We start from the raw sequence: 26,486 nt of genomic DNA, 5'->3' as shown, positions 1-26,486 counted from the left end.
CATGGAACTGCACGACGTCTGGTTCGTCCTGATCGCCGTCCTGTGGACCGGCTACTTCTTCCTGGAGGGTTTCGACTTCGGGGTCGGCATCCTCACCCGGCTGCTCGCCCGCGACCGGGCAGAGAAGCGGGTGCTGATCAACACCATCGGTCCCGTCTGGGACGGCAACGAGGTGTGGCTGCTCACCGCAGGTGGCGCGACCTTCGCCGCCTTCCCCGAGTGGTACGCCACGCTCTTCTCCGGCTTCTACCTGCCGCTGCTGGTCATCCTGGTCTGTCTGATCATCCGCGGTGTCGCCTTCGAGTACCGGGCGAAGCGGCCGGAGGAGGACTGGCAGCGCAACTGGGAGACGGCGATCTTCTGGACCTCGCTGATCCCGGCCTTCCTGTGGGGCGTGGCCTTCGGGAACATCGTCCGCGGCGTGAAGATCGACGCCGAGTTCGAGTACGTGGGCGACGTCTGGGACCTGCTCAACCCGTACGCCCTGCTGGGCGGCCTGGTCACGCTGACGCTGTTCACCTTCCACGGCACGGTGTTCACGGCGCTGAAGACGGTCGGCGAGATCCGGGAGCGGGCGCGGAAGCTGGCCCTGCGCGTGGGGCTCGTCACCGCCGTGCTGGCGCCGGCCTTCCTGCTCTGGACGCAGGCCGACCACGGCGACGGCGCCAGCCTGGTCGCGCTGGCCGTGGCGGTCGCCTCCTTGGCCGCCGCCCTGCTGGCGAACCGGGCGGGGCGCGAGGGGTGGTCGTTCACCCTGTCCGGCGTCACCATCGTGGCCGCCGTGGCGATGCTCTTCCTGACGCTGTTCCCGAACGTCATGCCGTCGACGCTGGACGCGGACTGGAGCCTGACCGTCACCAACGCCTCCTCCAGCCCCTACACCCTGAAGATCATGACCTGGCTCGCGGCGATCGCCACTCCGGTGGTGCTGCTCTACCAGAGCTGGACGTACTGGGTGTTCCGCAAGCGGATCGGCACCCAGCACATCGCCGATCCCGTGCACTGAGGTGTGTTTCACGTGAAACCGATCGACCCGCGTCTCCTCCGGTACGCCCGCGCCACCCGTGGCTTCCTGGCGGCGGTCGTCGGCCTCGGCGCCGTCGGCGCGGTGCTGCTCATCGCCCAGGCCATGCTCATCGCCGAGATCGTGGTGGGCGCGTTCCAGGACGGACTGTCCGTCGGAGCGCTCGGCACTCCCCTGCTGCTTCTCGTCGTCGTGGCGTCCGGCCGCGGTCTGGTCGGCTGGCTGACCGAACTGGCCGCCCACCGGGCGAGCGCCGCGGTCAAGTCGGAGCTGCGGGAACGGCTGCTGGAGCGGGCGACGGCGCTGGGACCGGGATGGCTGGACGGCCGGCGCACCGGCTCACTGGTCGCCCTGGCCACCCGTGGGGTCGACGCCCTCGACGGCTACTTCTCGCGCTACCTCCCCCAACTGGGACTCGCGGTGGTCGTCCCGGTGGCGGTGCTCGCGCGGATCGTCACCGAGGAGTGGGTCTCGGCGGCGATCATCGTGGGCACCCTGCCGCTCATCCCGGTCTTCATGGTGCTGATCGGCTGGGCCACCCGGTCCCACATGGACCGTCAGTGGCTGGTGCTGTCCCGGCTGTCCGGCCACTTCCTGGACGTCGTCGCCGGACTGCCGACGCTGAAGGTCTTCGGGCGGGCCAAGGCCCAGGCGGAGTCCATCCGCCGGATCACCGCCGAGTACCGGCGGGCGACCATGCGGACGCTGCGGATCGCCTTCATCTCCTCCTTCGCGCTGGAACTGCTCGCCACGCTCTCGGTGGCGCTGGTCGCGGTGACGGTCGGCATGCGGCTCGTGTACGGCGAGATGGACCTCTACACCGGCCTGCTCGTCCTGGTCCTGGCGCCCGAGGCCTACCTGCCGCTGCGGCAGGTGGGCGCCCAGTACCACGCGGCCGCCGAGGGGCTCGGGGCGGCCGAGGAGATCTTCTCGGTGCTGGAGACGCCCGTGCCCGCTCCGGGGACGGCGGCGGTGCCGACGGGCGCCCTCGTCTTCGAGGACGTGACGGTCCGCTACCCGGGCCGGTCCACGGACGCGGTGACGGACGTGTCCTTCACCGTCGCCCCCGGCGAGACGGTCGCGCTCGTCGGACCGAGCGGCGCGGGCAAGTCGACCCTGCTGAACGTGCTGCTCGGGTTCGTCCGCCCCACCGGAGGCCGGGTGCGGATCGAGGGAGCCGACCTCGGCGGACTCGATCTCGTCGAGTGGCACGGCCGCGTCGCCTGGGTGCCGCAGCGGCCGCACCTGTACGCCGGGACGATCGCCGAGAACGTACGGCTGGCCCGGCCCGACGCGGACGACGACGCCGTGCGGCGTGCCCTGCGGGACGCCGGGGCGCTGGAGTTCGTGGATGCGCTGCCCGACGGCGCCCGGACCGTGCTCGGCGAGGACGGAGCGGGACTGTCGGCCGGGCAGCGGCAGCGGCTCGCGCTGGCCCGCGCGTTCCTCGCGGACCGGCCCGTCCTGCTGCTCGACGAGCCGACGGCGGCGCTGGACGGCGCCACCGAGGCCGATGTCGTGGCGGCGGTACGGCGCCTGGCGGCCGGCCGGACGGTGCTGCTCGTGGTGCACCGGCCGGCGCTGCTGGCCGTGGCGGACCGGGTGGTGCGGCTCGCCGAACCGGCTCCCGCGGCCCCCGGGGAGTCCCCGCGCCGAGAGGTCCGCAGCGCGGCGGCCGTCGAAACGGGCCCCGCACCGGACGGCGGGCCTGCCGAGCGCGAGGACGGGGGACGGTCCCCGGGCGGTGTCCTCGCCCGCGTCCGTGCCCTGTCCGGCGCCCGGCAGGGGCGGATCACTCTCGCGCTGCTGCTCGCCACCCTCGCCCTGGGCAGCGCCGTCGGACTCATGGCGACCTCCGGTTGGCTCATCTCCCGGGCCTCGCAGCAGCCGCCCGTGCTGTATCTGATGGTGGCCGTGACGGCGACCCGCGCCTTCGGCATCGGCCGGGCCGTGTTCCGCTACGCCGAGCGGCTCGTGTCGCACGACGCCGTCCTGCGCATGCTGGCCGACACCCGGGTCGCGGTGTACCGCCGGCTGGAGCGGCTGGCGCCCGCCGGTCTGCGCGGCGCCCGCCGGGGCGACCTGCTCTCCCGGCTCGTCTCCGACGTGGACGCGCTCCAGGACTACTGGCTGCGCTGGCTGCTGCCGGCCGGTGCGGCCGTCGCCGTCTCCGCCCTGTCCGTCGGCTTCACCGCCTGGCTGCTGCCCGAGGCCGGGGCCGTGCTCGCGGCCGGACTGCTCGCGGCGGGCGCCGGGGTGCCCCTGCTGACCGGTGCCGTGGCCCGGCGCGCGGAGCGCAGGCTGGCACCGGCGCGCGGCGCCCTCGCGGCCCGGGTGACCGATCTGCTCACCGGCACCGCGGAGCTCACCGTCACCGGCGCCCTGCCCGCGCGGACCGCCGAGGCGCGCCGGGCCGACGGCACGCTCACCCGGATCGCCTCGCGCGCCGCCACCGCCACCGCGCTCGGCGACGGGCTCACCGCGCTGATCTCCGGGCTGACCGTCGCGGCCGCCGCCCTCGTCGGCGTCCAGGCCGTGGTCACCGGCCGGCTGGACGGCGTGGCCCTCGCCGTCGTCGTCCTCACCCCTCTGGCCGCGTTCGAGGCCGTCCTCGGGATGCCGCTCGCCGTGCAGTACCGGCAGCGGGTGCGCCGCAGCGCCGAGCGCGTGTACGAGGTCCTGGACGCCCCGGTCCCCGTACGGGAGCCGGAGGCGCCCCGGAAGGCGCCGGCGTCGCCGTTCCCGCTCGTGGTCAAGGGGCTGGCCGCCCGGCACCCCGGGCAGGACCGGAACGCGCTCGCCGGGGTGGACCTGACGCTCGAGCGGGGCCGACGGATCGCGGTGGTCGGCCCGTCCGGCTCCGGGAAGACGACCCTCGCACAGGTGCTGCTGCGGTTCCTGGACCCGGGCGCGGGCGCCTACACGCTGGCCGGAGTGGACGCGTACGCCCTGGCCGGCGACGACGTGCGGCGGCTGGTCGGGCTGTGTGCGCAGGACGCGCACCTCTTCAACAGCTCGGTACGGGAGAACCTGCTGCTCGCCAGGAAGGACGCGACCGAGGACGAGCTGCGTGACGCACTTCGCCGGGCCCGGCTGCTGCAGTGGGCCGACGGCCTGCCCGAAGGGCTCGACACGCTCGTGGGTGAGCACGGGGCGCGGCTGTCCGGCGGGCAGCGGCAGCGGCTGGCGCTCGCTCGGGCGCTGCTCGCGGACTTCCCCGTACTGGTGCTGGACGAACCCGCCGAACACCTCGACCTGCCGACCGCCGACGCGCTCACCACCGACCTGCTGGCCGCCACCGAGGGCCGTACGACGCTGCTCATCACCCACCGGCTGGCCGGTCTGGAGGCGGTGGACGAGGTGGTCGTGCTGGACGGGGGACGGGTGGTGCAGCACGGACCGTACGCCGAACTCGTCGCGGCGGACGGTCCGTTGCGGGCGATGGCGCGCAGGGAGGAGCAGGCCGGGCTCCTGTCGGCAACCTGCTAGTCCGGTGGGCACCCCTCCTGTGACGGGACGTCAAGCATCCGGGAAAGGACGTCTGTTCGGCGGTACCACTGGTCCGTCCGGGGCCAGTGGTCCCCCATGTGTACGACGTGAACAGGACCGCGCGCCGGGGCGGGGTCCAGGATCGCAGTCATGCGCTTCACCCGCCGCCACCCGCTGTCCACCGCCGTGCTGCTGTGCGCGCTCGCCGTGCTCGCCGCCCGGCCCGCCGACGGCGACGGCTCCCACTTCTCCGGCCACGGCTCCGCGTCCGGCGTCGGCGCGGAGGTGGCGCGGCTGTACGAGGAGGCGGCGACGGCGACGGAGCGGTACGAGGCCGGTCGGCGTGAGGCCGAGGAGCAGCGGGCCAGGGCCCGGCGGCTGGAGGAGCGGCTCGACCGGGAGCGGCGGGAGTCGGCCGGGCTGCTCGAGGACCTGGGCCGGATCGCGAGCTCCCAGTACCGGGACGGTGGCGGGCTGCCGCTCACCGCGCACATGCTGCTCGCCGACGACCCCGAGGAGCTGATGCGCGGTCAGCGGGCGGTGCGGCAGGCGGAGATGTCGCTCGACAAGGCGATCGACAGGAGCGAACGGGCCGAGGCCCGGCTCGCCCGCGACGAGGCGAAGGCCGCGGCGGCGTGGGAGAGGCTGGAGAAGCGGAACACGGAACTCGCCGCCCTGCGGCGGGCCATCGAGCGGAAGCTCGAAGCGGCTCGGTGGAAGCTCCAGGGGCAGGCGGACGCCTCCGTCACGGCCGGCGCCTGCCGCGGTGCGGTCCGCCTCGACCAGCCCCGGACACGGTTCACCACCAGCTGGGTGGCGCCGGTGGAGACGTACGAACTGTCCGCCTCCTACGGCAGCGGCGGCGCCCGGTGGGCGAACCGGCACACCGGGCAGGACTTCGCGGTGCCGATCGGCACGCCGGTGCGGGCCGTGGGCGCGGGGACGGTGGTGAAGGTGTCCTGCGGGGGCGCCTTCGGCATCGAGATCGTGCTCCGGCACGAGGACGGCTACTACACGCAGTACGCCCATCTCGCCGCCGTCGCCGTCGACCAGGGGGAACAGGTGTGGCCCGGGCAGTGGATCGGGCAGTCCGGCACCAGCGGCAACTCCACGGGCCCGCATCTGCACTTCGAGGCGCGGGTCACGCCGGAGACGGGGTCGGCGGTGGCCCCCGTGCCCTGGCTGGCGCGGCGCGGGGTGTCGCTCTGAGCCCCGAGCGGTTACGACCGCTCGTTCAGCAGCCGCTCGATCACCACGGCCACCCCGTCGTCGTTGTTGGCGACCGTGCGGCCCGAGGCGGCGGCGATCACGTCCGGGTGGGCGTTGCCCATCGCGTAGGAGCGGCCGGCCCAGGTCAGCATCTCGACGTCGTTGGGCATGTCGCCGAAGGCGACGACCTCTTCGTGCGAGACACCGCGCTCGGCGCAGCACAGGGCGAGCGTGCTGGCCTTGGACACCTCGGGTCCGCTGATCTCCAGCAGGGAGCTGGGGCTGGAGCGGGTGACGTTGGCGCGGTCGCCGACGGCGAGCCGGGCCAGGGTCAGGAAGGCGTCGGGGTCGAGCTCGGGGTGGTGGGCGAGGATCTTGAGCACCGGCTCACCGGCGGTGGGGGAGTCCGGAGCCAGCAGGTCCTCGGCGGGAGCGAGCGTGTCCGGGACCTCCATGTGCAGCTTCGGGTACGCAGGCTCCTGGTTGAAACCGAAGGTCTGCTCCACGGCGTACACCGTGCCCGGTGCGGCCTCGCGCAGCAGCCGTACGGCGTCCAGCGCGTTCTCCCGGGGCAGCTCGCGCACCTTCACGAAGCGGTGCGCGCCGGGGCCGCCGTGCAGGTCGACGACGGCCGCGCCGTTGCCGCAGATGGCGAGGCCGTGGCCGTGGACGTGGTCGCTGACGACGTCCATCCAGCGGGCCGGGCGGCCGGTGACGAAGAAGACCTCGATGCCCGCCTCCTCGGCGGCGGCGAGCGCGGCGACGGTGCGCGGGGACACCGACTTGTCGTCGCGCAGCAGGGTGCCGTCGAGGTCGGTGGCGATGAGCCGCGGTCGAGTGGCGGCTGCCTGGGTCTCGGGCTGTCGGGTCGCTGAGGTCACCCGGCCATTGTCCCGCATATGCCCGCACGGTCGTGCGGAAGTCCGCGCATCTGAGTGGTTGACGTCGTCACCAGCGGTTTCTCCCGCGCCTTGGGACGGCCGGAGTCACCGCAGCTGCGCCGGTGCCTCCATGGCGATCCGCTCGAAGACCTTCTGGTCCGCGGCGAAGTCCGAGTCGGGGATGGGCCAGTGGATCACGATCTCGGTGAACCCCAGCTCGCGGTGGCGGCCCGCGAAGTCGACGAAGGCGTCCAGGGACTCCAGCGGACGGCCCCGCTCCGGGGTGAATCCGGTGAGCAGGATCTTGTCCAGCCCGGTCACGTCCCGGCCGAGCTCGGCGCAGGCGTCGGCCAGCTTCTCCGCCTGGCCGCGAATGGCCTGAACCGACTGCTCGGGCGTGCCGTCCTCGTACAGCCGGGGATCACCCGTGGTCACCCAGGCCTGCCCGTGGCGTGCCGCGAGCCGCAGCCCGCGCGGTCCGGTGGCCGCCACGGCGAACGGCAGCCGGGGCCGCTGCACACAACCCGGGATGGTGCGCGCCTCGTGCGCCGCGTAGAAGTCACCCTCGTACGACACCGAGTCCTCGGTGAGCAGACGGTCGAGCAGAGGGACGAACTCGGCGAAGCGGTCGGCGCGCTCGCGCGGTGTCCAGGGCTCCTGGCCGAGCGCGGTGGCGTCGAAGCCGGTGCCGCCCGCGCCGATCCCGAGCATGACGCGCCCGCCGGAGATGTCGTCGAGGGAGATGAGTTCCTTGGCGAGGGTCACCGGGTGCCGGAAGTTCGGTGAGGTCACCAGCGTGCCCAGCCGTATCCGGTCGGTCACGGCCGCGGCGGCGGTCAGGGTGGGGACGGCGCCGAACCAGGGGCCGTCCCGGAAACTGCGCCAGGACAGGTGGTCGTAGGTGTACCCCGCGTGAAAGCCGAGTTCCTCGGCACGCACCCACGCCGAACGGCTGCCCTCGTGCCAGCGGCGGTACGGGAGGATCACGGTGCTCAGGCGCAGTGTCATGCCACCGAGCCTATGCGGCGAGCCGTGTTTCACGTGAAACGATCACGCCGTTCGCGTCCCGCCTCAGTGACGTGCGGGAAACCGCAGGTACCGGCTCGGCACGGCCCGGGTCAGCCAGACACCGTTCGCACTCACGTGGAAGACATGGCCGTTCCGGTGCATGGCGGCCGCGTCCACGGACAGGACGACCGGACGGCCCCGGCGGGCGCCGGCACGGGTCGCCGTCTCGCGGTCGGCGGAGGGGTGCACGTCGTGCCGGTTCATGGACCGCAGCCCCTCGGTGCGGATCGCCTCCATGTTCCGGGCGACGGTGCCGTGGTACAGGTACGGCGGCGGGGTGGCCGGTGCCAGTCCGAGAACGACCTCGACGCTGTGGCCCTGGCTGGCGCGGATCCGGGTGCCCTCGATGGCGAAGCGCCGCTTGTCGTTGACGGCGACGACATGGTCCAGCTCCTCCCGGGTGAACCGGAAGCCGTGCGCGGACGCCGCGGTGACCAACGCGTCGATTTCGGCCCAGCCGCCCTCGTCGAGCGTGAGCCCGATCTTCTCGGGCTGATGGCGCAGATGCTTGGCGAGGTACTTCGACACCTTCGCGGTGCGTCTTTCCTCCATCCGTCCAGACTGCCGGGAGAGACGAGCATCACGCGATCGATTTAGCTCCGGAGGTTTGATCCACAGCCAAGTATGTTTATCCACAGGGAAATTGACATCAGCTGTGGACAACCAGCCTTCGAAGAAGGGGCGTTGCCGACCGGATGCACCTCTGCCTCCCTCATACCGGCGGCTTCACCCGAGCGATCCTCCGCAGCGCCCCCGGCATCCACCGCGACAGCGCGTACGCGGCCCGCGCCTCCGGGGTGACCGGCACCACCGCCTCGTCACGCGCCACCGCCCGCAGGATCGCGGCGGCGACCTTCTCCGGCGGATAGCCGCGCAGCCCGTACAGGCGTGCCGCCCGCTTCCGCAGCCGCCGCTCCTCCTCCGCGTCCACGCCCGCGAAGCGCGCGGCGGAGGTGATGGGGGTGCTCACGAACCCGGGGCACACCGCCGTCACACCGATGTCCCGGCCCGCCAGCTCCGCCCGCAGGCACTCGCTCAGCATCAGCACCGCCGCCTTGGACGTGCTGTAGGCGGGCAGCGCCCTGGACGGCTGGAACGCCGCCGCCGAGGCGACGTTGACGATGTGGCCGCCCTGTCCGCGTTCGGCCATCCGCCGCCCGAAGAGCCGGCAGCCGTGGATCACCCCCCACAGATTGACGTCGAGGACCTTCCTCCAGTCCTTTGGGGTGGTGTCGAAGAAGGAGCCGCCCAGCCCGATGCCGGCGTTGTTCACCAGCACGTCCACCACGCCGTACTCGGTGGTGACCCGCTCGGCGAGCTTCTCCATGGCCTGCTCGTCGGACACGTCCGCCGTCTTGGCCCAGGCCGCCGCCGCTCCGCGACCGCGGGCCTCCCCGGCGGTACGGGCCGCGGCCTTTGCGTCCCGGTCGACCGCCAGCACGCGTGCGCCCGCCTCCGCGAACGCGAGCGCGGTCGCCCGCCCGATGCCGCTGCCCGCCCCGGTGACCAGGACCAGCCGTCCGCCGAAGCGGTCGGCGTGCCGGCCCGGAGCCGACGCCTGCGGCCTGCCGTCCTCCACGGACACGACGAAGTCGGAGATCCACGTGGCCAGCGGGTCGGGACGGCTGCGCGGGACCCAGTGCTTTGCCGGGAGCGTCCGCCGGGTCAGCCGCGGCACCCACTCCTCCAGATCGTCGTAGAGCCTCTCGGAGAGGAACACGTCCTTCAGGGGTGTGATCAGCTGTACGGGGACGTGCGCGTGGGCATCGGCACGCGGGCCGCGCAGCCGACGGCGGATGTTGTCCCGGTAGAGCCAGGCGCCGTGGGCCGCGTCCGACGGCAGGGACGACGTCGGATAGCCGTCCCCGGGCACCTTCTCGGCGCGTTCCAGCATCCGCGGCCAGGCCCTGCCGAGCGGCCCGCGCCAGGCCAGTTCCGGCAGCACGGGCGTGTGCAGCAGGTAGACGTACCAGGACCTGGCGCCCTGGCCCAGCAACTGGCCGACCCGGCGCGGGGTCGGCCGTTTCGTCCGCCGCTGGATCCAGTGCCCGAAGTGGTCGAGCGACGGCCCCGACACCGACGTGAAGGAGGCGACCCGCCCCGCCGTGCGCCCGACCGTGACGAACTCCCAGGCCTGCACCGAACCCCAGTCGTGCCCCACCAGATGCACCGGCCGGTCCGGGCTGACCGCGTCGGCGACGGCCAGGAAGTCGTCGGTCAGCTTCTCCAGGGTGAACCCGCCGCGCAGCGGACGGGGCGCCGTGGACCGGCCGTGGCCCCGGACGTCGTACGCCACGACGTGGAAACGCCCGGCGAGCCGGGACGCGACCTCGGACCACACCTCCTTGCTGTCCGGATAGCCGTGCACCAGGACGACCGTCGGCCGCCCGGGCTCCCCCAGCTCGGCCACGCACAGCTCGACCCCGCCCGTACGCACCCGGCGCTCACGAGCTCCCGCCCACACCGTCCCCGACAAGCCGTCACCCCTTGCGGTCATGGACGCGCTACGTGTCCGTAACGTGACACGAGTGAATCTCGCAGTCGGCCGCAACCCCGTCAAGGGCGGTTCTCAGGGCTGTGGATAACTCCGGGGAAGGAGGTGCCCCTACGGGCCCGTACAACTCCAGATGGACATCAAGACGGCTCTCCGGTCTGACGACCCCAGTGGTACGGGTCACTACTGTCGAGGACGTGACTGTGATCGCGACCGAAAGCCTGAGCAAGCGGTTCCCCCGGGTGACCGCTCTTGACCGGCTCTCCGTGGACGTCGGGCCCGGTGTGACCGGACTCGTCGGAGCCAATGGAGCCGGCAAGTCCACACTGATCAAGATCCTGCTGGGTCTGTCCCCCGCCACCGAGGGCCGCGCCGAAGTGCTCGGACTCGACGTCGCCACCGAGGGCGCCGCCATCCGCGAACGGGTCGGCTACATGCCGGAGCACGACTGCCTGCCGCCGGACGTCTCGGCCACCGAGTTCGTCGTCCACATGGCGCGCATGTCCGGCCTGCCGCCCACCGCCGCGCGGGAACGCACCGCGGACACCCTGCGCCACGTCGGCCTGTACGAGGAGCGCTACCGCCCCATCGGGGGCTACTCCACCGGCATGAAGCAGCGCGTGAAGCTCGCGCAGGCCCTCGTCCACGACCCCCAGCTGGTCTTCCTGGACGAACCCACCAACGGCCTCGACCCGGTCGGCCGCGACGAGATGCTCGGCCTGATCCGCCGCATCCACACCGACTTCGGCATCTCGGTCCTGGTCACCTCCCACCTGCTGGGCGAACTGGAACGCACCTGCGACCACGTCGTCGTCGTCGACGGCGGCAAGCTGCTGCGCTCCAGTTCCACCACGGACTTCACCCAGACCACCACGACCCTCGCGATCGAGGTCACCGACACCGAGGAGCACCCGGACGGCACCCGCGCGGTGCGCGACGCGCTCCACGCGCGCGGAGTGACCGTCGAGGACGGCAGCGGACTGCCGGGCGCCGGACACACCCTGCTGCTCACCGCGCGGGGCGAGGACACCTACGACCTGGTCCGGGACGTCATCGCGGACCTCGGCCTCGGCCTGGTCCGCATGGAACAGCGCCGGCACCACATCTCCGAGGTCTTCAGGAACAACGACGCAAGCAGCGACGAGCAGCGGAAGGAAGCGGTCGGCCATGGCAACTGAGCAGTCCATGCGGACACCGGCCACTGCGCCGGACGACACCCGCATCCACAACATCGGCTACCGCTCCTACGACGGCCCCCGCCTCGGCCGTTCCTACGCCAGGCTCTCGCTGTACTCGCAGTCCCTGCGCGGCTCCTACGGCCTCGGCCGCTCGGTGAAGTCCAAGGTGCTGCCGATGCTGCTGTTCGTGGTGATGTGTGTGCCCGCCGCCATCATGGTGGCCGTCGCCGTCGCCACCAAGGCCAGGGAACTGCCCCTCGACTACACGCGCTACGCGATCGTCATGCAGGCCGTCATCAGCCTGTACGTCGCCTCGCAGGCACCCCAGTCCGTCTCCCGCGACCTGCGCTTCAAGACCGTGCCGCTGTACTTCTCACGGCCCATCGAGACCGCCGACTACGTACGCGCCAAGTTCGCCGCGCTGGCGTCGGCCCTGTTCATCCTCACCGCCGCTCCCCTGCTGGTGCTGTACATCGGCGCGCTGCTGGCCAAGCTCGACTTCACCGACCAGACCAAGGGATTCGCGCAGGGACTCGTCTCCGTGGCACTGCTCTCGCTGCTCTTCGCCGGCATCGGCCTGGTCATCGCCTCGGTCACCCCGCGCCGCGGCTTCGGCATCGCGGCCGTCATCGCCGTACTGACCATCTCCTACGGCGCGGTCTCCACCCTCCAGGCGATCGCGGAGGTCCAGAGCAGCGGCAACACCGCCATCGCCTGGATCGGCCTGTTCTCGCCGATCACCCTCATCGACGGCGTGCAGTCGGCCTTCCTGGGCGCGAGCTCCGCCTTCCCCGGCGGGGTGGGTCCTTCGACCGGCGAGGGCGTGGTGTACGTCCTGGCCGTCCTCGGTCTCATCGCCGCCGGCTACGGACTGCTGATGCGCCGCTACAAGAAGGTGGGCCTTTGAACCCTCCCCCTTGCGAACAAGGAGGATTCCCGGCTCACACCGCTCGGCCGCTCAGCGAGCGATCGAGTCCTACACGATCAACACCGGCCGGGTTGGAATCAGCCCGGTTCCCCAACGGAATGGAGGGCGTTGTGCTGGCTTGGTTCTCGCTCAGCACGCCGCGAGCGTACAGCAGGTCCGGGCCGTGCCACGCCCAGAATCAGGAAGCCCTCCGGAGGCTCAGGTGACCACGCTCAACATCGACCACGTCTCCCGCTGGTTCGGCAACGTGGTCGCCGTCAACGACATCACCATGACCGTCGGCCCCGGCGTCACCGGCCTGCTCGGCCCCAACGGCGCCGGCAAGTCCACCCTCATCAACATGATGGGCGGCTTCCTCGCCCCCTCCACCGGCACCGTCACCCTCGACGGACAGCAGGTGTGGCGCAACGAGGCCATCTACCGGCACATCGGCATCGTCCCCGAACGCGAGGCGATGTACGACTTCCTCACCGGCCGCGAATTCGTCCTCGCCAACGCCGAACTCCACGGCCTGGGCGCCAAGGCCGCCCAGCAGGCGCTCGCCACGGTCGAGATGGAGTACGCGCAGGACCGCAAGATCGCCACGTACTCCAAGGGCATGCGCCAGCGCGTGAAGATGGCGTCCGCGCTGGTCCACCAGCCGTCGCTGCTCCTGCTCGACGAGCCCTTCAACGGCATGGACCCGCGCCAGCGCATGCAGCTGATGGACCTGCTGCGGCGGATGGGCGACGAGGGCCGCACGGTGCTGTTCTCCTCCCACATCCTCGAGGAGGTCGAGCAGCTCGCCCGGCACATCGAGGTCGTCGTCGCCGGCCGGCACGCCGCCAGCGGCGACTTCCGCAGGATCCGCCGCCTGATGACGGACCGCCCGCACCGCTACCTGGTGCGCTCCAGCGACGACCGCGCGCTCGCGGCCGCGCTGATCGCCGACCCGTCGACGTCCGGCATCGAGGTCGACCACGCCGAGGGCGCGCTGCGCGTCCAGGCCGTCGACTTCGGCCGTTTCACGGCCCTGCTGCCGAAGGTCGCCAAGGAGCACGGCATCCGGCTGCTCACGGTCTCGCCGTCCGACGAGTCCCTCGAGTCCGTCTTCTCGTATCTCGTCGCGGCGTAGGAGGCCGAAGATGTACGACCCCACAGTCGCCCGGCTCACCTACCGGGCCCTGCTCGGCCGTCGCCGGGCCCTCATCCTGGGCGCGCTGCCCCTGCTGCTGATCGTGATCTCCGTGGCCGTGCGCGCCCTCAGCGGAGCCGACGACCAGACGGCGGCCGACGTCCTCGGCGGGTTCGCGCTCGCCACCATGGTGCCGATCATCGGCGTCATCGCCGGAACCGGTGCCATCGGCCCCGAGATCGACGACGGCTCGGTGGTGTACCTGCTGTCCAAGCCGATCAAACGGCCCACGATCATCTGTACCAAGCTGATCGTCGCGATCGCCGTCACCATGGTGTTCTCGGCGGTGCCGACCCTGATCGCGGGCTTCGTCCTGAACGGCAACGGCCAGCAGGTCGCCGTCGCCTACACCGTGGCAGCTCTGGTCGCCTCCATCGCGTACTCGGCGCTCTTCCTGCTGCTCGGCACGGTCTCACGGCACGCGGTGGTGTTCGGACTGGTCTACGCGCTGGTCTGGGAGGCGCTGTTCGGCTCCCTGGTGCCCGGCGCGCGCACGCTGAGCGTCCAGCAGTGGTCGCTGGCGGTGGCGCAGAAGGTCTCCGGCGGTGACCTGGTCACCTCGGACGTGGGCCTGACGACCGCGACGGTGCTGCTGGCCGCGGTCACCGTGCTGGCCACCTGGTACGCCGGACAGAAGCTGCGGTCGCTGACGCTGGCCGGCGAGGAGTGAGACGTCCGCCCGCCGGGCGACGGGTCGGGTGGCGCCGTCCGCCGGTTCTATTCGGTGGCGCCCGACCCGTCCGGCGGGCACAGTGATGTCGTCCACCACACCGGGACGGGGCAGCCCGCGGCGGACTCCGCAGCGGTTCCCACCGCTGCGTCCAGTCCGCTCCTGCGGGGAACTGCCCGGGGCGGCCGCTTCGAGCACGCGCACGTCTGTTGTCGCGTGGGCCGCCCTCCCTGCTTTCGCCTCCTCACAGGGGCGCGGCTGTGTCGCGGCGGGACGGGTGGGGTCGCGCGGCTCGGCGCCGTGAGGCGCCGGTGCGCCCGCCCCCGCTCCCGACCTCGCTCGAGCGGGGGCCCCGTCGCCCAGCGACACGACTGCCCGCAGCTATGCCAGCAAGCGCTCCAGGACCACCGCGATGCCGTCGTCCTCGTTGGAAGCCGTCACCTCGTCGGCGACCGTCTTCAGATCCTCGTGGGCATTGGCCATGGCCACGCCGTGGGCGGACCAGGCGAACATCGGGATGTCGTTGGGCATGTCGCCGAAGGCGATCGTCTCCGCGGCCCTCATGCCCAGCCGGCGCGCCGCCAGGGACAGCCCCGTGGCCTTGGACAGGCCGAGCGGGAGCAGTTCGACGATGCCCTCGCCCGCCATGGTGACGGTGACGAACCCGCCCGCCGCGCGGGTGGCCGCATCGGCGAGCTCGTCCGAGGTCAGGTCCGGATGCTGGATGTACAGCTTGTTCAGGGGCGCCGTCCACAGGTCCGCCGCGTCCGTGAACGGCGTCGCGGGCAGCCCGCCCACGACCTCGTAACCAGGACCGACCAGCACCTCGCCGTCCAGCCCGTCACGGCTGGCCGCCAGGTGCAGCGGGCCGACCTCCGCCTCGATCTTGGCCAGCGCCACTCCGGCCAGCTGCCGGTCCAGGGTCACCGACGTCAGCAGGCGGTGCGTCCCGGCGTCGTACACCTGGGCGCCCTGGCCGCAGACGGCCAGGCCCTCGTAGCCGAGGTCGTCGAGGATGGGGCGGGTCCAGGGCACCGCGCGACCGGTGACGACGATGTGCGCGGCGCCCGCCGCGGTGGCCGCGGCGAGCGCGTCACGGGTGCGGGGAGAGACCGAGTGGTCGTCCCGCAGCAGCGTGCCGTCGAGGTCGGTGGCGATGAGCCGGTACGGGAAGGGCGCGGGGGCGGTGTTCACTTGGTGACCGGCTCCAGGAGCTCCCGGCCGCCCAGGTACGGACGCAGCACCTCCGGCACGCGCACGGAGCCGTCGGCCTGCTGGTGGTTCTCCAGGATCGCCACGATCGTGCGCGGTACGGCGCACAGCGTGCCGTTGAGCGTGGCCAGCGGGCGCACCTTCTTGTCCTCACGGACGCGGATCGACAGCCGGCGCGACTGGAACTCGGTGCAGTCCGAGGTGGAGGTCAGCTCGCGGTACTTGCCCTGGGTCGGGATCCACGCCTCGCAGTCGTACTTGCGCGCGGCCGAGGAGCCCAGGTCGCCCGAGGCGACGTCGATCACGCGGAACGGCAGCTCCAGCGAGGTCAGCCACTGCTTCTCCCACTCCAGCAGCCGCTGGTGCTCCGCCTGGGACTCCTCCGGGGCGACGTACGAGAACATCTCGACCTTGTCGAACTGGTGCACGCGGAAGATGCCCCGGGTGTCCTTGCCGTGCGAGCCGGCCTCACGGCGGAAGCAGGGCGAGAAGCCCGCGTACCGCAGCGGCAGCCGGTCGGCGTCGAGGATCTCGTCCATGTGGTATGCGGCCAGCGCCACCTCGGACGTGCCGACCAGGTAGAGGTCGTCCTTGTCCAGGTGGTAGACGTCCTGGGCGGCCTGGCCGAGGAAGCCGGTGCCCGCCATCGACTGGGGGCGCACCAGCGCGGGGGTCAGCATCGGGGTGAAGCCGGCGGCCGTGGCCTGGGCCATCGCGGCGTTCACCAGGGCGAGCTCGAGCAGCGCGCCGACGCCGGTCAGGAAGTAGAAGCGGGAGCCCGAGACCTTGGCGCCGCGCTCGACGTCGATGGCGCCGAGGAGCTGGCCGAGCTCCAGGTGGTCCTTGGGTGCGAAGCCCTCGGCGTCGAAGTCGCGGATGCTGCCGTGCGTCTCCAGCGTGACGAAGTCCTCCTCGCCGCCGACGGGCACGTCGGGGTGGACGAGGTTGCTCAGCTTGGCCAGGAGCTCCTGCGTCTCCGCGGCGGCGGCGTCCCGGTCGGCGTCGGCCGCCTTGACTTCGGCGGCGAGCTGGCCGGCCCGCTTCAGCAGCTCGGCCTTCTCGTCGCCGGCTGCCTTGGGGATGAGCTTGCCGAGGGACTTCTGCTCGGCGCGCAGCTCGTCGAAGCGGACGCCGGACGACCTGCGCCGCTCGTCGGCAGACAGGAGGGCGTCGACGAGCGCGACGTCCTCTCCACGGGCGCGCTGCGAAGCACGCACACGGTCGGGGTCCTCACGAAGCAGGCGAAGGTCAATCACGCGGTCAAGGCTACCGGTGCGGGGTGACGCCCCACGACCCACTGTCGCGGTGCGGCGACGCGCTTTCCGGTACGAGGGAATTGCGCGCAATGTTCCTCAAGGTCAACGAATAGTGCGCTTCCTCTGGAACGGGTTGGTTCGGAGGCGGTCGGTTGACCGGAGTTCCTTGCGCGGCCAGGAACTTGGGCTTCGGTTGTCCACAGGCATCCACACTTCCGGGGGGTTATCCACAGGGTGTGGGGGAGATCTGTGGACTTCAGTATGTGGAGCTCCGGAAAGCCTGGTCAAAGCCGGGAATCCCCAGGGGTGGCTCCCTTTATCTCCACTTTTGAGTGGAAAGAGATCACTCTGAAGGGTTGATCAAGGGGAAAGGGTGGACGAAGCACGGTACGCGGGACGGTGAACGGGGTGATGTCCTGTGGAGCGGTGTGTCGACCGAATGCGGTTCCGGTGTCGACTTGTCCCCAGATAAGGAAGCAGGGCTGTGGATAACTCCTGTGGACAACGAAAATCAGCAGGTAGGACCGGGCCCGCCTTCCCCCGGCCCGTCAGAACCGCCCGTCCTGGCACCGCGCGACCCAGTCCGCCGCCCCCGTGAACTCCTCGTCCGACGTCCCGGGGAACGGCGGTCGCACCTCGTCGGGCCGTGCATCGGCACGCGGGTACGAACCGAGGTAGCGCACCTGCAGACAGACCCGCTTGAGCCCCATCAGCGCCTCGGACATCCGGCGGTCCGAGATGTGGCCCTCGGCGTCGACGCAGAAGCAGTAGTTGCCGATCCCGGCGCCGGTCGGCCGGGACTGGAGCAGCATCAGGTTGATGCCGCGGGTGGCGAACTCGCCCAGCAGGTCGCGCAGACCGCCGGGGTGGTCGTCGCGCTGCCACAGCACGACGGACGTCTTGTCGGCGCCCGTGGGTGCGGCGGGCCGGGCGGGACGGCCCACCAGTACGAACCTGGTCTGGGCGTTCTCCGCGTCGTGGATCCTCGTCTCCAGGGTCTCCAGGCCGTACCGGGCGGCGGCGAACTCGCCGGCGAAGGCGGCGTCGTACCGGCCCTCCTGGACCAGTCGCGCACCGTCCGCGTTGGAGGCGGCCGACTCCCAGACGGCGTCCGGGAGGTGTGCCCTCAGCCAGTTGCGGACCTGCGGCTGGGCGGCCGGGTGGGCGGTGACCGTCTTGATGTCCGACAGCTTGGTGCCCGGACGCACGAGCAGCGCGAAGGTGATCGACAGCAGCACCTCGCGGTAGATCATCAGCGGGGTGCCTGCGACCAGTTCGTCGAGGGTGGTGGTGATACCGCCCTCGACGGAGTTCTCGATGGGGACGAAGGCGGCCTCGGCCTCGCCGACGCGCACCGCGTCGAGCGCGGACTGCACGGACACGTACGGGATCAGCTCACGGGTGGCCGCCTCGGGAAGCGTGCGCAGGGCGACTTCGGTGAAGGTGCCCTCTGGACCGAGATACGCATAGCTCGCTGGCATGACCTCACCCTAATGGGCCCTCGGCCGGGGGCAGTCCCGCGAGAGCACGCAGGGGGCGAGGCGGGACGGTTCTCACCCCTCCAGCAGTCTCTGCCCCACGTACTCCCCCTCCGCCGCGCCGCCCGGCACCGCGAACAGCCCGCTCGCCTCGTGGCGGACGAACGGCGTCAGGGCGTCGCCCCGGTCGAGCTTGCGCTGCACCGGCACGAAACCGCGCAGCGGGTCGGCCTGCCAGCAGATGAACAGCAGCCCCGCGTCCGGCACCCCGTCCGCGCCGATGCCGTCGTGGTACGAGAACGGGCGGCGGAGCATGGCGGCGCCGCCGTTCTGGTCGGGTCGGGTGATCCTCGCGTGGGCGTTGATCGGGACGACCAGGTTGCCCCGGGGATCCGTCTTCTCCAGGTCCATCTCGGAGGTCTCGGTGCCCCCGGACAGCGGTGCCCCGTCGGACTTGCGGCGCCCGATGACGCTCTCCTGCTCCTCGACCGGCAGCTTCTCCCAGTCGTCGAGCAGCATGCGGATACGGCGTACGACGACGTAGGAGCCGTTCGCCATCCAGGCGGGCTCGCCCGGATCGGGGACGAAGATCCGCTCGTCGAAGTCGGAGTCGGTGGGCTTGGGGTTGCGGGTGCCGTCGACCTGGCCCATCAGGTTGCGGGCGGTCATGGGGCGGGCGGTGGCGCCGGGCGAGCGGTTGAAGCCGTTCATCTGCCAGCGCACCCTGGCCGCCGAGCCCGCGTCCTTCTGGACGGCGCGCAGGGCGTGGAAGGCCACGAGGGCGTCGTCGGCGCCGATCTGCACCCACAGGTCACCGTTGCTGCGGGCCTTGTCGAGGCGGTCGGAGGAGAAGTCGGGCAGCGGCTCCAGGGCGACGGGGCGCTGCTTCTGCAGGCCGGTGCGCCCGAAGAAGCTGTGGCCGAAGCCGAAGGTGAGGGTCAGTGAGGAGGGGCCGGCATCGCGGGCCACGCCGGTGTCGTCCTGCGCGCTGGGCTCGCCCGCCATCAGTCGGCGGGCGGTGTCCGACCAGCGGCGCAGCAGTGCGGTCGCCTCCTTGCGTCCGGCTCCGGGGGCGAGGTCGAAGGCGATGAGGTGACCGCGGGCCTGGAGCGGCTGGGTGATGCCGGGCTGGTGTTTCACGTGAAACCCGACGCGGCTGTCGCCCACCGACGTCAGCGGGGTGGCTGCGGCGGGTGCCGACGCGTATCCCGCGGCTCCGCCCGCCGCCCCGAGCACGAGCCCGGTGGCGCCGGCCGTGCCGAGCAGCCGGCGTCGGGAGATGCCGTTCCCTGCGGTCCGGTCCCCGGGCTCCCCCTGGGGTGCCTCGGTGTTCCGGAGCTGCGGAGTGGACTGGTCAGGCATGGTGGTTCAGCCGATCTTCGCGTTCTTCGAGACGGTCACCTGGTCGATGTCGGAGGTCCGCACGGTCACCTCGATCTTCCAGTCACCCGTCATGGGGATCTGTACTCCGCTCGCCGACCAGTGTCCGGTGGTGATGCGGTCGGGGACGACGGGCAGCGGTCCGATGTCCTTGGCGGAGAGGATGAGGGCGACCTTCACCTCGGGGAGGTCGACGGCCCGGCCGTCCGGGCCCTCCGCATAGACGTGCAGGGTGTTGTCGCCGGTCCGGGCGGGGTCGAGGCCGACCGTGACGACGCCCTTGCCGTTCTCACCGCCGGTGTCGAAGGGCATGTTCAGCGTCACCGCGCCGGTGCCCTGACCGGTCGAGGCGGATGACGAGGACGAGGCGGAGGCAGCCGCTTCGGCCTCCTGCTCGGTACGCCCCGGCTCGGTCTGCGTCAGTGCGGTGGCGACGGCGAGCAGGACGACGGCGACGCCCGCCTCGGCGAGTACGGAGCGGCGCAGACCGAAGCGGTGGGGGTCGGCGTCGCGCAGCCGCTTCTGCCGGGCGTTCTCCATCGCGGCCCGCTGCCGGGCGAGCTGAACGGCCCGGGCGTCGTCGCTCTTCCGGGCCTCCGTGGTTCCGCCCGCAGCCGGCTGCTTCTTCTCCTCGCGCGCCGCCGGGGCCGGCGCCGGCGCCGGCGCCTCGGCCAGCCGTGCCGTCCAGCGCCGTGAGGAGGAGGCGACCGCGACCAGCACCACCATGAGACCGATCTTGGCGAGCAGCAGCTGTCCGTACCGGGTGTCGGTGAACGCCGACCAGGAGCCGAGCTGCCGCCAGCTCTGGTAGACGCCGGTGACGACCAGCGTCACCACGCTGCCGAAGGCGATCCGGGAGAACCGCTGGACGGCGTCCTGGCCGACCGGGGTGTCGGCGGGTGCCCGGTAGAGGGCGACGAGCAGGGCGGTGAGTCCGCCGAGCCAGGCGGCGACGGCCAGCAGGTGGACCACGTCGACGGGCATGGCGATACCGGGCTGGAGCCCCTGGGAGGCGTGTTCGGACATGGCCCAGCTGGCGGCGAGCCCGGCTGCCACGACCGTCCCGCCGATCGCGAGCCTGAAGGTCAGGTCCCGCTTCTCCTCGGCCTCCCGCTTGTCATAGGCGCCGAACAGCACCGCGATGAACAGGGCCGCCGCGGCGAGCAGCAGCAGCCGGGACACCAGTGCCGCGCCGGTCTTCGTCTGGAGCACGTTCCCGAGCAGCGACAGGTCGAAGACGTCGCCGACCGTGCCGGAGGTGGTGTAGGAGCCGCGCAGGAGCAGCAGCATGAGCGTGGCCGCGGTGAGCGTCAGCCAGCCGGAGACGACCAGCCGTTGTACCGCCCGCACCCCGGAACCGCGTCCCCAGCAGGCGAGCACGAAGGCGGCCCCGCCCGTCATGACGACGAAGCCGGCGTACGACACGTAGCGGCCGAAGCCGTACAGCAGGCCGATCAGGCCGTCGTCGGAGGCCTGCGCGGAGACCGAGACGGAGGTCTCGGAGGGTGCGCCGACGGAGAAGGTGAAGGCGCCGGCGACGGGGTGGCTGTCCGCGGACACCACCTGGTAGGCCACGGTGTACGTGCCGTCGGGCAGCCCGCTGAGCAGCCGCACGGTGTACGTCGTGCCGCTGGGGTTGACCGGGTCGCCCTTGTCGACCCGCTCGCCCTTGGGGTCGAGGACGCGCACGGCGTCGTCGCTCACCGCGACCTGCTCGGAGAAGGTGAGCGAGACCTGGGTGGGCGCCGTGTCGACCACCGCCCCCCGGCCGGGGTCGCTGCCGGTCAGCGCGGCGTGCGCGGAGGCGGGAGCGGCTCCGGCGAGGAGCGCGCCGGTGACGGCCAGGAGCAGCAGCACCAGGGTCCGCACGCGGGGGGCGGTGGTCGGGGTCACAGGGGTGTCTCCCTCAGTGTCCGGTCTTCGGGACGTAGGTGGCCGGTTTCACCGGGATCTCGACCGTGACGGGGGCGGACCGGTCGAAGCGCAGCTCGGCGGTGACCTTCTGGCCCTGCTTCGGCCTCCGCTTCAGCTGTTCGAACATCAGATGGTTGCCGCCGCTCTCGAGCACCAGGCTGCCGTGGGCCGGGATGTCGAGGGCTTCGACCTCCCGCATGGCGCCGTCGACGGTCCCGTGCACGGTGACCTGGCCGGCGACGTCGCTGCTGACCGAGGTCAGCCGGTCCGTGGAATCGCCCTCGTTGGTGATGGTGAGGAAGCCGGCGGCCATGTCGGAGACCGGCTGCGGCATGTACGCGGAGCCGACGGACAGGTCCGCCGTGCCGTCGTCCGAGCCGCCGCAGCCCGCCAGGGCCAGCGCCCCGGCGACGATCAGGGCCGTGGCTGCCGGGCGCCTCACGGGTTCTCCCCCTTGATGATCTTGGGGAGGTCCTCGGTGTAGTCCTCGACGGTGGCGTCCTCGCCGTAGAGGACGTAACCGCCGTCGGTCTTCGGCGAGAAGGCGATGACCTGGGTGCCGTGGTCGGAGACGGTCTTGCCCTTGTCGTCCTTGCGCGGCGGGTTGATCGAGATGCCGAGGGTACGGGCGCCGGCCTGGATGGTGCCGAAGTCGCCGGTCAGGCCGACGACCTGGGAGTCGATGCCCTTGAGCCACGTGCCCAGCGCGGCGGAGGTGTCACGTTCCGGGTCGGTGGTGACGAACACGATCCGCAGTTCGTCCTGCTGTTCCCGGGGCAGCTGCTTCTTGGCCACGGCGAGGTTGTTCATCGTCAGCGGGCAGACGTCGGGGCAGTGCGTGTAGCCGAAGTAGATCAGGGTCGGCTTGCCCGCGGTCTCCTCGCGGAGGTCGTACTTCTCGCCGTTCGTGTCGGTGAGGACGAGGTCCGGCTTCCGGAACGGACTGTCGAGGACGGTGGCCGCCTTCTGGGCGCCGGCCTCCTCGGACACCACGGCGAGGGGTTCACCGTTGTCGCCGGACCCGCTGCCGCAGGCGGACAGGGTGAGGGAGGCGACGGCGAGCAGGGCCGCGGCCATGAAGGTCTTCTTGCGCATGAATGGTCCTGAGAGGTGAGTGTTCCGGCGCGCACCGGGGACCACGGGGCCGTGGGCGGCCCGGTGCGCGCCGTCGAGAAGGGGGAGGGGTCAGGCGGTGGTGCGCCGACGCCCGGCGAGCATGCCGTAGGCGACGCCCACGGCGCCGACCACGATGCCGACGACACCCAGGACACGGGCGGTGGTGTCGGTGCCGCCGGAGCCGCCCTCGTCGTCGGAGGCGGAGGTCTCGACGGAGGCGTTACCGGCCGCCGCGGTGTCGTCGGAGGTCTCGTCGTCCGCGGTACCGTGCGAGTGGCCGTCCTCGGAGGCCTCGGACAGGGTGAGGACGGGAGCCGGGTGGTCGGGCTCCTCCTGGCCCTCCTGCGGCACCTCGATCCAGCGGACGACCTCCTTGTTGGAGTACGTCTGCAGGGCCTTGAAGACGAGTTCGTCGGCGTCCTCGGGAAGCGTGCCGACGGACACCGGGAACTTCTGGAAGAAGCCGGGCTCGATGCCGTCGCCCTTGGCGGTCCAGGTCACCTTGGAGACCGCCTCGTTGATCTTCTTGCCGTGTGTCTCGAGGGGCTTGTCCAGCTTGGACCTGGTGACCTCGACGTCCCAGCCCTCGACCGGCTGCGGCATCACGGACGCCAGCGGGTGGTCCGTGGGGAAGGTGACCTCGAGCTTGGTGGTCGAGGCGTTGTCCCGCTCGTTTGGGACCTTGAAGCCGACGACCGCGTAACCGCCCTTCGCGGCCTCGCTCTCGGGCTGCACGGTGACGTGGGCGAAGCAGGGGGTGGACACGGCGAGGACGGCGGCGCCGGCGGCGGCGCCGGCGGCGGTGATACGGGAAGCCTTCATGGCAGAAGCACTCCGCTTCGGTTGAGGTTTCATTGACGGTGAGGGATGTGCCGTGCGTACGCCCGGACGGGCCTTTCGGGCCGGGAGGCCGGGAGCACACGGGAACGGCCGCACGCGCGCATGCCGCGCGTCGGCGCCCCTCTCCGCGGTCGGGAAACCCGGAGTGGCGGTCGCCCGGCGTCAGGCGGCGAGAGCGAGTGCGGTGGCGGTGGCCGGCGGGCCCCGGCGGATCACCGTGTGGCGCAGCTCGGCGGAACGGGGCGGGAGCGGGGCGGGCAGCGCGGTGCGCGCCATGCGCGGGGCCCCTTCCGGTGTTCCCGGGAGCCCGGCGCGCAGGGCACGCACCAGGGCGAGCGCCGCGCGCAGGGACCGTACGAGGGCGCCCTCGACGACACCGTGCGCCGCCAGTTCGGCCAGGCGCAACAGGGCCAGATCACCGCGGCGCAGCAGCCATCCGGCGGCCAGCGCCGCGAAGACGTGGCCGAGCAGCATCGGCAGTGACGGCAGCAGGGAGGCCGGGGCGTCCGCTGCGGCTTCCGTGTGGACGGCGGTCCTGGTGCGGGGGACGCGCGCTTCGATGAGGACGCGCTCGGCCTGCGCGGGGCTGAGCCCCGCCGCGGTGGTTCCGCACAGCAGCCGCGCGGCCCGCTCGACCAGCGTGGCGTCGGAGAGCGCGGACGACGGCCCCGCGGCGGGTGCGCCATGCTGTCCCAGGCCGAACAGTGTGTGCAGGGCCGTCTGGCCGCACGCCAACAGCACCGTGATCCCGGGCAGCGACCGCACGCGTCCGGCGAGCGGAGCGGCGACCGCGAGGATCCCGAGGAAGCCCGCGCCCAGCGTCCACAGCGGTACGGCGGCGTGGGAGGCGAGGGTGTGACCTGCCCCGGCCAGCACGGCGCAGACCGCGGCGAACACCGCGGCCCGCAGGGTCCGGACCCCTCGTCCGGAGCGCGCCGTGCGCGGGTGGGGGGCAGTCATGGCGCGCTCATCATCGCACCAGCCCACCAGTGGCCGTACGGCAGGTCCGCAAAATGAGGTACGAGCGGATGATCGCTTCTGTCGCGGAGCGCCCCGCATACACCCGCCGACTCCACGACGCACCCGCCATACGGGCGGTGCCACGTGAACTCCACGCTTACGGACAAGGACTCAGGGCAATAGGTAACGGTATGTCGAGCCGCGGCCAGGAGGCTGGAGCATGAGCATCTGGTGGTCACTCCGTCTGCGGCGCGATGCCGCCAGCGTGCCGCTTGCCCGGCGCCTGTTGCTCGGCGCCATGGAGACCGCGGGCGTCGACCCCGACATCTCCTACGACCTCTCCGTCGCCCTCAGCGAGGCCTGCGCGAACGCGGTCGAGCACGGCGGGGACACCGCGCGGGGCGGCACCTCGGAGGCGTTCCGGGTGACCGCCTACCTCGACGGCGAGAAGTGCCGCATCGAGGTCGCCGACGCGGGCCCCGGCTTCCCCGGCTTCCCCGGCGCGACCGGGAACCGCTTCCGCCCGCCGACCCGCTCCGTGCCCTGTGACGCCGAGCACGGACGGGGCCTGTGGCTCATCCAGGAGCTCGCCGACCACGTCCACATTGGCAACAAGCCGGGACGGGGCGGCGCGGTGGTGAGCTTCGACAAGATCCTCAAGTGGCGTGAGAACGCCCCGCTCGTCGCGGTGTAGCAACGGCCGGGCACGCGGGCGTGCCCGGCCGTCGTGTCGTGCGTCAGCCCTTCAGGGCGGCCATCCACGCCTCGACCTCGTCCGACCGGCGGGGCAGCCCGTCGGACAGGTTCCGGTTGCCGTCCGCGGTGACGAGGATGTCGTCCTCGATGCGGACGCCGATGCCGCGGTACTCCTCGGGCACGGTGAGATCGTCGGCCTGGAAGTACAGACCCGGCTCGACGGTGAGCACCATGCCGGGCTCCAGCGTGCCGTCGACGTACGTCTCGGTCCGCGCGGCGGCGCAGTCGTGGACGTCCATGCCGAGCATGTGTCCGGTGCCGTGCAGCGTCCAGCGGCGCTGCAGACCCAGCTCCAGCACCCGCTCCACCGGCCCCTCGACCAGGCCCCACTCGACGAGCCGCTCGGCCAGCACGCGCTGGGCGGCGTCGTGGAAGTCGCGGTACTTGGCACCCGGCTTCACCGCCGCGATGCCGGCCTCCTGGGCGTCGTACACGGCGTCGTAGATCTTCTTCTGCAGCTCGCTGTACGTGCCGTTGACCGGCAGGGTGCGCGTGACGTCGGCCGTGTAGTACGTGTGGGTCTCCACGCCCGCGTCGAGCAGCAGCAGGTCGCCGGAGCGGACCGGGCCGTCGTTGCGCACCCAGTGCAGGGTGCAGGCGTGCGGTCCCGCGGCGCAGATGGAGCCGTAGCCGACGTCGTTGCCCTCCACGCGGGCGCGCAGGAAGAACGTTCCCTCGATGTAGCGCTCGCTGGTCGCCTCGGCCCTGTCGAGGACCTTCACGACGTCCTCGAAGCCGCGCACGGTGGAGTCGACGGCCTTCTGCAGCTCGCCGATCTCGAAGTCGTCCTTGACCAGCCGCGCCTCGGAGAGGAAGACGCGCAGCTCCTCGTCGCGCTCGGCGGTGACCTTGTCGGTCAGCGCCGCCTCGATCCCGGCGTCGTAGCCGCGCACGACCCGCACCGGGCCGGTGGCCTCGCGCAGCGCGCCGGCCAGCTCGCGGACGTCGGAGGCGGGGATGCCGTACAGCTGCTCGGCCTCGGTGAGGGAGTGGCGGCGGCCGACCCACAGCTCGCCCTGGCCGTCCAGCCAGAACTCGCCGTTCTCACGGTTGGAGCGGGGCAGGAGGTAGATCGTCCCCCTGTGGCCGTCGGTCGTGGGTTCCAGGACGAGGACGCCGTTCTCGGTCTGGTCGCCGGTGAGGTAGGTGTACTCGACCGACGCGCGGAAGGGGTACTCCGTGTCGTTCGACCGCGTCTTCAGGTTGCCCGCGGGGACGACCAGACGCTCACCCGGGAAACGGGCGGAGAGCGCGGCGCGGCGGGCGGCGGTCTGCGCGGCCTGCGGGATCGGCCGCAGATCGTGCAGCTCGGTGTCGGCCCAGCCGCTCCTCATGTTCTCCGCCAGCTCGTCGGACACGCCCGGGTACAGGCCGTTCTTGCGCTGCTTCACGGGTTCTTCCTCGGCAGTCTCCGGGGTCTCCGGCAGCTCCTCGGCCACGGTCATCCTCCTTGATACGG

Annotated in this window: 22 protein-coding genes; 8 read left to right on the top strand and 14 right to left on the bottom strand. The window is 71.9% G+C overall.

Translation table 11 applies throughout. The features are described 5' to 3' along the window. Position 1: 1 nt before the first annotated feature. The 3 genes from cydB to KYY02_RS21910 all read left to right on the top strand — a co-directional run bounded on the left by cydB (position 2) and on the right by KYY02_RS21910 (position 5,722). Positions 2 to 1,006 carry a cytochrome d ubiquinol oxidase subunit II gene (cydB, locus tag KYY02_RS21920; RefSeq protein WP_371240404.1) on the top strand — a complete coding sequence of 335 codons (1,005 nt, stop codon included), beginning with the start codon at positions 2 to 4 and terminating at the stop codon, positions 1,004 to 1,006. A gap of 12 nt (positions 1,007 to 1,018) precedes the next feature. Continuing rightward, positions 1,019 to 4,513 (top strand): thiol reductant ABC exporter subunit CydD, encoded by a 3,495-nt coding sequence (gene cydD / locus KYY02_RS21915; RefSeq protein WP_371240402.1) that lies wholly within the window; start codon positions 1,019 to 1,021, stop codon positions 4,511 to 4,513. A 150-nt stretch (positions 4,514 to 4,663) separates the two neighbouring features. Beyond that, positions 4,664 to 5,722, top strand: a complete 1,059-nt coding sequence (locus KYY02_RS21910) for a M23 family metallopeptidase (RefSeq protein WP_371240400.1) — start codon at positions 4,664 to 4,666, stop codon at positions 5,720 to 5,722. A gap of 11 nt (positions 5,723 to 5,733) precedes the next feature. On the opposite strand, the gene KYY02_RS21905 is transcribed toward KYY02_RS21910, so the two are convergent. The 4 genes from KYY02_RS21905 to KYY02_RS21890 all read right to left on the bottom strand — a co-directional run bounded on the left by KYY02_RS21905 (position 5,734) and on the right by KYY02_RS21890 (position 10,168). Further along, a complete protein-coding gene (locus KYY02_RS21905) occupies positions 5,734 to 6,621 on the bottom strand; it encodes an HAD family hydrolase (protein ID WP_371240398.1) in 888 nt (295 codons plus the stop codon). Between the two features lie 87 nt (positions 6,622 to 6,708). Beyond that, positions 6,709 to 7,611: an LLM class flavin-dependent oxidoreductase gene (locus tag KYY02_RS21900; RefSeq protein WP_371240396.1), complete on the bottom strand. Its 903-nt coding sequence runs from the start codon at positions 7,609 to 7,611 to the stop codon at positions 6,709 to 6,711. Between the two features lie 63 nt (positions 7,612 to 7,674). Then, complete coding sequence (locus KYY02_RS21895; RefSeq protein ID WP_371240394.1) at positions 7,675 to 8,223, bottom strand: RNA 2'-phosphotransferase; 549 nt, start codon at positions 8,221 to 8,223, stop codon at positions 7,675 to 7,677. A gap of 160 nt (positions 8,224 to 8,383) precedes the next feature. After that, positions 8,384 to 10,168, bottom strand: a complete 1,785-nt coding sequence (locus tag KYY02_RS21890) for an SDR family oxidoreductase (RefSeq protein WP_371240392.1) — start codon at positions 10,166 to 10,168, stop codon at positions 8,384 to 8,386. Between the two features lie 200 nt (positions 10,169 to 10,368). On the opposite strand from KYY02_RS21890, the gene KYY02_RS21885 reads away from it, so the two are divergent. The 4 genes from KYY02_RS21885 to KYY02_RS21870 all read left to right on the top strand — a co-directional run bounded on the left by KYY02_RS21885 (position 10,369) and on the right by KYY02_RS21870 (position 14,115). Continuing rightward, positions 10,369 to 11,343 (top strand): ABC transporter ATP-binding protein, encoded by a 975-nt coding sequence (locus KYY02_RS21885; RefSeq protein ID WP_371240453.1) that lies wholly within the window; start codon positions 10,369 to 10,371, stop codon positions 11,341 to 11,343. Then, positions 11,333 to 12,250, top strand: a complete 918-nt coding sequence (locus KYY02_RS21880; protein WP_371240390.1) for an ABC transporter permease — start codon at positions 11,333 to 11,335, stop codon at positions 12,248 to 12,250. The genes KYY02_RS21885 and KYY02_RS21880 overlap by 11 nt, the downstream gene beginning before the upstream one ends. Before the next feature lie 223 nt (positions 12,251 to 12,473). After that, positions 12,474 to 13,385, top strand: coding sequence for an ABC transporter ATP-binding protein (locus tag KYY02_RS21875; protein ID WP_371240388.1), 912 nt, complete (start codon positions 12,474 to 12,476; stop codon positions 13,383 to 13,385). Between the two features lie 10 nt (positions 13,386 to 13,395). Next, entirely contained in the window at positions 13,396 to 14,115 is a 720-nt protein-coding gene (locus KYY02_RS21870; protein ID WP_371240386.1) for an ABC transporter permease subunit, read from the top strand. A gap of 381 nt (positions 14,116 to 14,496) precedes the next feature. Here the strand turns inward: KYY02_RS21870 and KYY02_RS21865 are convergent, their stop codons facing one another. The 9 genes from KYY02_RS21865 to KYY02_RS21825 form a co-directional block, all read right to left on the bottom strand. Further along, on the bottom strand, positions 14,497 to 15,309 hold the full coding sequence (locus KYY02_RS21865; protein ID WP_371240384.1) for an HAD family hydrolase: 813 nt from the start codon (positions 15,307 to 15,309) through the stop codon (positions 14,497 to 14,499). Then, positions 15,306 to 16,583, bottom strand: a complete 1,278-nt coding sequence (gene serS / locus KYY02_RS21860; RefSeq protein ID WP_371240382.1) for a serine--tRNA ligase — start codon at positions 16,581 to 16,583, stop codon at positions 15,306 to 15,308. Before serS ends, KYY02_RS21865 begins: the two co-directional genes overlap by 4 nt. Before the next feature lie 548 nt (positions 16,584 to 17,131). Then, entirely contained in the window at positions 17,132 to 18,064 is a 933-nt protein-coding gene (pheA, locus tag KYY02_RS21855) for a prephenate dehydratase (protein WP_371240380.1), read from the bottom strand. 72 nt (positions 18,065 to 18,136) lie between these two features. Then, positions 18,137 to 19,423: an iron uptake transporter deferrochelatase/peroxidase subunit gene (efeB, locus tag KYY02_RS21850; RefSeq protein WP_371240378.1), complete on the bottom strand. Its 1,287-nt coding sequence runs from the start codon at positions 19,421 to 19,423 to the stop codon at positions 18,137 to 18,139. A 6-nt stretch (positions 19,424 to 19,429) separates the two neighbouring features. Beyond that, a complete protein-coding gene (locus KYY02_RS21845) occupies positions 19,430 to 21,334 on the bottom strand; it encodes a copper resistance CopC/CopD family protein (RefSeq protein ID WP_371240376.1) in 1,905 nt (634 codons plus the stop codon). Positions 21,335 to 21,347: 13 nt separating this feature from the next. After that, complete coding sequence (locus KYY02_RS21840) at positions 21,348 to 21,797, bottom strand: copper chaperone PCu(A)C (protein WP_371240374.1); 450 nt, start codon at positions 21,795 to 21,797, stop codon at positions 21,348 to 21,350. Further along, positions 21,794 to 22,450 (bottom strand): SCO family protein, encoded by a 657-nt coding sequence (locus KYY02_RS21835; protein ID WP_371240372.1) that lies wholly within the window; start codon positions 22,448 to 22,450, stop codon positions 21,794 to 21,796. The genes KYY02_RS21840 and KYY02_RS21835 overlap by 4 nt, the downstream gene beginning before the upstream one ends. A gap of 90 nt (positions 22,451 to 22,540) precedes the next feature. Then, on the bottom strand, positions 22,541 to 23,293 hold the full coding sequence (locus KYY02_RS21830; protein ID WP_371240370.1) for a YcnI family copper-binding membrane protein: 753 nt from the start codon (positions 23,291 to 23,293) through the stop codon (positions 22,541 to 22,543). A gap of 180 nt (positions 23,294 to 23,473) precedes the next feature. After that, positions 23,474 to 24,271: a hypothetical protein gene (locus KYY02_RS21825; protein WP_371240368.1), complete on the bottom strand. Its 798-nt coding sequence runs from the start codon at positions 24,269 to 24,271 to the stop codon at positions 23,474 to 23,476. A gap of 220 nt (positions 24,272 to 24,491) precedes the next feature. Here KYY02_RS21825 and KYY02_RS21820 point away from each other — a divergent pair, with 220 nt between their 5' ends. Then, positions 24,492 to 24,965 (top strand): ATP-binding protein, encoded by a 474-nt coding sequence (locus tag KYY02_RS21820; protein WP_371240366.1) that lies wholly within the window; start codon positions 24,492 to 24,494, stop codon positions 24,963 to 24,965. A gap of 43 nt (positions 24,966 to 25,008) precedes the next feature. On the opposite strand, the gene KYY02_RS21815 is transcribed toward KYY02_RS21820, so the two are convergent. Beyond that, positions 25,009 to 26,466, bottom strand: a complete 1,458-nt coding sequence (locus tag KYY02_RS21815; RefSeq protein ID WP_371240364.1) for an aminopeptidase P family protein — start codon at positions 26,464 to 26,466, stop codon at positions 25,009 to 25,011. Between the last annotated feature and the right edge of the window lie 20 nt (positions 26,467 to 26,486).

Origin of the sequence: Streptomyces pimonensis (assembly GCF_041380215.1) — a bacterium.
GTDB classification, from domain to species: domain Bacteria; phylum Actinomycetota; class Actinomycetes; order Streptomycetales; family Streptomycetaceae; genus Streptomyces; species Streptomyces pimonensis.
Note: the sequence above shows the minus strand (reverse complement) of the source record. Positions and strands in the feature narration are given on the sequence as shown.

What these genes read in the sequence shown, in the direction of transcription:
- cydB (WP_371240404.1), top strand. Translation starts at nt 2, where the DNA reads ATGGAACTGCACGACGTCTGGTTCGTCCTGATCGCCGTCCTGTGGACC.
- KYY02_RS21910 (WP_371240400.1), top strand. Translation starts at nt 4,664, where the DNA reads ATGCGCTTCACCCGCCGCCACCCGCTGTCCACCGCCGTGCTGCTGTGC.
- KYY02_RS21905 (WP_371240398.1), bottom strand. Translation starts at nt 6,621, where the DNA reads ATGCGGGACAATGGCCGGGTGACCTCAGCGACCCGACAGCCCGAGACC.
- KYY02_RS21900 (WP_371240396.1), bottom strand. Translation starts at nt 7,611, where the DNA reads ATGACACTGCGCCTGAGCACCGTGATCCTCCCGTACCGCCGCTGGCAC.
- KYY02_RS21895 (WP_371240394.1), bottom strand. Translation starts at nt 8,223, where the DNA reads ATGGAGGAAAGACGCACCGCGAAGGTGTCGAAGTACCTCGCCAAGCAT.
- KYY02_RS21890 (WP_371240392.1), bottom strand. Translation starts at nt 10,168, where the DNA reads ATGACCGCAAGGGGTGACGGCTTGTCGGGGACGGTGTGGGCGGGAGCT.
- KYY02_RS21880 (WP_371240390.1), top strand. Translation starts at nt 11,333, where the DNA reads ATGGCAACTGAGCAGTCCATGCGGACACCGGCCACTGCGCCGGACGAC.
- KYY02_RS21870 (WP_371240386.1), top strand. Translation starts at nt 13,396, where the DNA reads ATGTACGACCCCACAGTCGCCCGGCTCACCTACCGGGCCCTGCTCGGC.
- pheA (WP_371240380.1), bottom strand. Translation starts at nt 18,064, where the DNA reads ATGCCAGCGAGCTATGCGTATCTCGGTCCAGAGGGCACCTTCACCGAA.
- efeB (WP_371240378.1), bottom strand. Translation starts at nt 19,423, where the DNA reads ATGCCTGACCAGTCCACTCCGCAGCTCCGGAACACCGAGGCACCCCAG.
- KYY02_RS21835 (WP_371240372.1), bottom strand. Translation starts at nt 22,450, where the DNA reads ATGCGCAAGAAGACCTTCATGGCCGCGGCCCTGCTCGCCGTCGCCTCC.
- KYY02_RS21830 (WP_371240370.1), bottom strand. Translation starts at nt 23,293, where the DNA reads ATGAAGGCTTCCCGTATCACCGCCGCCGGCGCCGCCGCCGGCGCCGCC.
- KYY02_RS21825 (WP_371240368.1), bottom strand. Translation starts at nt 24,271, where the DNA reads ATGACTGCCCCCCACCCGCGCACGGCGCGCTCCGGACGAGGGGTCCGG.
- KYY02_RS21820 (WP_371240366.1), top strand. Translation starts at nt 24,492, where the DNA reads ATGAGCATCTGGTGGTCACTCCGTCTGCGGCGCGATGCCGCCAGCGTG.